4 protein-coding genes are annotated in these 3,744 nt (G+C 73.6%); 3 read left to right on the forward strand and 1 reads right to left on the reverse strand.

The window, feature by feature from the left end; translation table 11 throughout:
- From NBW84_RS07065 to NBW84_RS07075, 3 genes are all read left to right on the forward strand, one after another.
- Positions 1 to 303, forward strand: a 303-nt coding sequence (locus tag NBW84_RS07065) for an OB-fold domain-containing protein (RefSeq protein WP_250282846.1), incomplete at its 5' end; no start/stop codon positions are given.
- A 284-nt stretch (positions 304 to 587) separates the two neighbouring features.
- Positions 588 to 1,760 carry a thiolase family protein gene (locus NBW84_RS07070; RefSeq protein WP_250282849.1) on the forward strand — a complete coding sequence of 391 codons (1,173 nt, stop codon included), beginning with the start codon at positions 588 to 590 and terminating at the stop codon, positions 1,758 to 1,760.
- A gap of 2 nt (positions 1,761 to 1,762) precedes the next feature.
- Positions 1,763 to 2,581, forward strand: a complete 819-nt coding sequence (locus NBW84_RS07075) for an enoyl-CoA hydratase-related protein (RefSeq protein ID WP_250282851.1) — start codon at positions 1,763 to 1,765, stop codon at positions 2,579 to 2,581.
- A gap of 122 nt (positions 2,582 to 2,703) precedes the next feature.
- Here the strand turns inward: NBW84_RS07075 and NBW84_RS07080 are convergent.
- The coding region (locus tag NBW84_RS07080) for an ATP-binding protein (RefSeq protein WP_250282853.1) at positions 2,704 to 3,744 on the reverse strand (1,041 nt) is incomplete at its 5' end.

The raw sequence follows: 3,744 nt of genomic DNA on the forward strand, positions 1-3,744 counted from the left end.
CCCCGTCATCTCTGCCCGTTCTGTTACGAGACAGATCTGAGCTGGGTCCTGTCGTCCGGCCGGGGTGTGCTGCACAGCTACGCGGTACAGCGGCTGGGGCCGCCCAGCGGATTCGAGGACGACCTTCCCTACGCGGTCGGTGTCGTCAAGCTCGATGACGGTGTTCAGCTGCTCGGCCGGCTGTGGCCCGATCCCGACGGCGAGTGGAGCGGCTATTCCTGTGACGGCCGGGTCGAGTTCCACGGCGCGGACGCTGTCGAGATCGGGCGCCGTCCCGTTCCCTGGTTCCGCCGGGCCGGCTGAGAATCCGGGATTTCCGCCCGCCGCGGGCCGGCCCGTGGCGCTCCGGGAACCACGGGCCGGTATTCCGCCGGCACGGACGTCGGACAGAACCGGCGGGCCGACCGGCAATACCGACCGGCCCGCCGGCAATGCTGACCGGCCGGCCTGACCGGCAATACCGACCGGCAATACCGACCGGCAATGTTGACCGGCAATACCGACCGGCAATGCTGACCGGCAATGCTGACCGGCCTGACGGCAATGCTGACCGGCCGGCCTGACCGGCGAGGAAGGGTGCGCTCATCATGGGCAGGGTACAGGTCATCGGCGTCGGCATGATCCGCTTCGGGCGGGATGTGCGCCGCGGTGAGCGGGCCATGGTCGAGGAGGTCGTCGATCTCGCGCTGAAGGATGCGGGGATCACCGCGTCCGACGTGCAGCGCGTCTTCTCCGGCAACGCGGCCGCGGGCCTGGTGTCCGGGCAGGAGATGATCCGCGGGCAGGTGGCGCTGCAGGGCACCGGCCTGGCCGGGGTCCCCCTGGTCAACGTCGAGAACGCCTGCGCGTCCAGCAGTTCGGCGGCCGGTCTGGCGTTCGAGGCCGTCCTGTCCGGGCGCTGTGACGTGGCACTGGTCATCGGTGTCGAGAAGCTCTCGCACACCGAGAAGTCCCGGGCCTTCGACGCCCTGCGGGGGGCCACCGACGTCTCGGCCGTATCCCCCGCGGCGAACGGGCCGGCCACGAGCTCCGTGTTCGTCGACGTCTACGCCCAGGAGGCCCGGAAGTACCTGGCCGAGTACGGCGCGACGGCCGCCGATCTCGCCGCGGTCGCCGTCAAGAACCGTCGGCACGCCTCGCTCAACCCGCTGGCCCAGTTCCAGAAGCCGCAGACGGTCGAGGAGGTGCTGGCCGGGCGTGTGATCGTCGACCCGCTGACCCTGCCGATGTGCTCGCCGACGACGGACGGGGCCGCCGCCGCCGTACTGTGCTCGGAGAACTACGCCCAGCGGCTGGGCCAGGCCGGGTGTGCGGTACGCGCGACCCGTCTCGCCGCCGGTGCCGGGCCCGGCTCACAGCCGGTGGCCGCCGCCGCGGGCGCGGCGTTCGACGACGCCGGCCTCGGGCCCGACGACCTCGACGTGCTTGAGCTGCACGACGCCGCCGCGCCCGCGGAGATCCTCCAGTACGCCGACATCGGCCTGTGCGCCCCCGGCGAGGGGCACCTGCTCCTGCGCTCCGGCGCCACCGCCCTGGGCGGGCGGCTGCCGGTGAACGTCAGCGGGGGGCTGCTCAGCCGCGGGCATCCCATCGGGGCGACGGGCTGCGCGCAGCTCGTCGAGATCTACGACCAGCTCACCGGACGGGCCGGCGGCCGGCAGGTCGAGGGGGCCCGGGTGGGCATGGCCGTGAACGCCGGCGGCTGGCTGGCGGGTACCTACGCGGCCGCGGTCGCGACCATCCTTGAGAAGGTGGCCTGACGATGGGCAAGCGAGTCGATCTGGAGACCCTTTTCCACGAGCAGGTGGCCGACGGGGTCGTGCTGGTGACGCTCAACCGTCCGGACCGCGGCAACGGTGTCGTGCCGGAGCTCGTCCGCGACCTGCTGGCGGCGCTGACGGCGCTCGAGGCCGACCGCACGGTGCGCTGCCTGGTCCTCACCGGTGCCGGCCGGCAGTTCTCCGCCGGCGCCGACCTGAAGGCGATGCGGGAGTACATCGACCACCGGCTCGCCGTCGAGCAGGAGCCCTACAACGCCCGGGTGCTCTTCCCGGTCACCCAGCGGGTCGTCGCCTCGCGGCTGCCGACAATCGCGGCGATCAACGGCGGCGCCACCGCGGGCGGCCTCGATCTCGCCCTGGCCTGCGACCTGCGGATCGCCTCGACAGTGGCCAGGCTGGGCGAGACCTACATCAACATCGGGCTGCCGCCCGGCAACGGCGGGACGTGGTTCCTGCCCAGGCTCCTCGGCTCCGGCCTCGCGGCCGAGCTGGCCCTGACCGGCGAGCTGCTCGACGCCGCCCGCGCGCTCGAGATCGGGCTGGTCAACCGGGTGGTCGAGCCCGACGAGCTGATCCCGGCCGCCGTCGAGCTGGCCTCGAAGATCGCGGCGAAGTCCTGGCGGGCCGTCGAGGCGACCAAGCAGGCGCTGCGCTCGGCCTGGCAGGTCGATCTCGCCACCGCGATGACGACCAGCTACTGGAGCGTGGCGGCGCTGCACCACGGCCCCGACCTGTCCGAGGGCATCGACGCCTTCCTGCAGCGCCGCCCACCCGTCTTCAACCGCCCGGCCGGCCCCTGACGGAAACATCCGCGCCGGTTGCCCGCGCACACGGCGGGGCGGGGCGGGAGTATTCCGGACGGTCGCCGTGGGCGGCGGCGCCGGTTGCCCGCGCACACGGCGGGGCGGCCTGAAACTCCAGGTCATCCGCTGGGCGGAACAGCGGGGACCGGCTGCTGGACGGACCAGGCGGCGGGCAGCGCCAGGACCATCGTGAGCCCGCCGCCGGGGGTGTCGTCGGTGACGAGGGAGCCGCCCATGGCCTCGGCCAGGCCGCGGGAGAGGGCGAGGCCGAGCCCGACACCAGTGGTGTTGTCCCGGTCACCGAGGCGCTGGAACGGCTGGAAGACCCGGTCCCGGTTCTCCGCCGGGATACCGGGCCCACGGTCGATGACCCGCAGCTCGACCCTGTCCTCCAGCGCGCTCGCGGTGATGACGGGATGGGTCCCCGCCGGGGAGTGCCGCAGGGCGTTGGCGGCGAGGTTGACCACGATCCGCTCCAGCAGCGCGGGGTCGGCGTAGATGTCGGGCAGGCCGTCCGGCACCTGGATCTCCACCGTCCGGCCGGGTGCCCCGAGCTCGTCGAGGGCGTGCGGGACGACGTCGTCGAGACCGGTCTGGCGGGGGAAGACGCTGAGCACCCCGGCCTGCAGCCGGCTCATGTCCAGCAGGTTGTCGACGAGCCGGCTGAGCCGGTCCATGGACTCGTCGGCGGTGGCCAGCAGCTCCGCCTGCTCGTCCGGCGTCCAGACGACGTCCTGGCTGCGCAGGCTCGCGACGGCCGCCTTGGCCGAGGCCAGCGGTGAGCGCAGGTCGTGGCTGACCGCGGCCAGCAGGGCGGTGCGCACCCGGTCCGCCTCGGCCAGCGGCCCGGCCTCGGCGGCGGCTTCGGCGAGCCGGCGTTGCTCAAGGGCGAGCGCGGCCTGCACGGCGAACGCGGCGAGTATCCGGCGGTCCGCGGCCGGCAGTGGGCGTCCGCGTAACACCAGGGCGAGGTTGTCGCCGACCGGCACGTCCACGTCGCCCTCCTCGGGACGCGCGCACGGGTCGACGCCCACGCTGTGGACGGCACGCCAGCCCCGGCCGCCCGGGCGCGGCGGCCTGTCACCGTCCGTGGCGATGGCTGCCCGCGCGTCACCCGCTCCCCCGGTGCGCCGTACATCCTGCCCGTCCTGCCCGTCCTG

This window comes from Protofrankia sp. CiP1_Cm_nod2, from assembly GCF_920664355.1.
In the GTDB taxonomy this organism is placed as follows: Bacteria; Actinomycetota; Actinomycetes; order Frankiales; family Frankiaceae; genus Protofrankia.